This window comes from Nocardia otitidiscaviarum NBRC 14405, assembly GCF_000308635.1.
Classification (GTDB): domain Bacteria; phylum Actinomycetota; class Actinomycetes; order Mycobacteriales; family Mycobacteriaceae; genus Nocardia; species Nocardia otitidiscaviarum.
The window spans coordinates 1-261 of record NZ_BAGD01000199.1 but is presented as its reverse complement, the minus strand read 5'-3'; the positions used below and the strand labels follow the sequence as shown (position 1 = coordinate 261).

Sequence of the window (261 nt, the reverse complement as noted above, 5' to 3'; positions counted from 1 at the left end):
GGTGTGTCGCACGAACCGGATGCGTATCCCGCTCGAGGACTTCACGAACACGAACATCACGGGACTGATGGGTGGCAACCGCCTGCTGTACGTGGTGCCGCCCTACACCCCGCCAACCGCGGTGCCGGTGTCGGCGTCGTCGGTCACCTCGGCGACCTTCGGCATCCTCGCCCGCCAATTCCGGTACTGGTCGCGTCCGTGGGCACTCGAAAGGTTCTGACATGGCCGTGATGACTCCCGAGCTGCTCACCGAGTGCGAGG

The 261-nt window shown here is 65.5% G+C and carries 1 pseudogene; it reads left to right on the top strand.

The annotated features are described in order from the left end of the window. A pseudogene (locus tag ON31_RS29335) lies at positions 1–220 on the top strand (hypothetical protein); the annotation flags it as partial. Between the last annotated feature and the right edge of the window lie 41 nt (positions 221–261).